The organism is Faecalibacterium sp. DFI.5.82 (genome assembly GCF_029076575.1).
Lineage (GTDB): Bacteria > Bacillota > Clostridia > Oscillospirales > Ruminococcaceae > Faecalibacterium > Faecalibacterium duncaniae.
This window is the reverse complement of the sequence record NZ_JARFIS010000757.1, coordinates 1-301: the sequence shown is the minus strand read 5'-3', so window position 1 is coordinate 301 and position 301 is coordinate 1. Positions and strand designations below refer to the sequence as shown.

The window sequence follows — 301 nt, the reverse complement described above, 5'->3', positions numbered from 1 at the left end:
CGGCACTCTCACCATTAAGATGAACACGGTCGTCCTGGAAGCAAAAGAACTCACGGTAAAGGCTGAAACGACCAACACCGAGAACACGACAATGAAAAAGGACGCCAATGTGGGCCAGACCTTGACGGCCACAACCGACTGCATCGGCGGCGGGAAAAGCCTCAAGAACCATACCCACACAAGCGCTGCACCTGGCAGCCCGACCTCTCCCCCAACCTACCCCGGAGGTGATTTTTTGTTCATCGGAACTTTTGGAAGAAAGATCATCTTCCAGGTCAGCGACCGGGCCGTTTTTACCTTC

General features: G+C 54.2%; 1 protein-coding gene. It reads left to right on the top strand.

Going from position 1 to position 301, the window contains the following annotated elements; translation table 11 throughout:
- Nucleotides 1-301 (top strand): hypothetical protein (locus tag P0G09_RS18775; protein WP_275253431.1); only part of this gene is annotated, 301 nt, incomplete at both ends.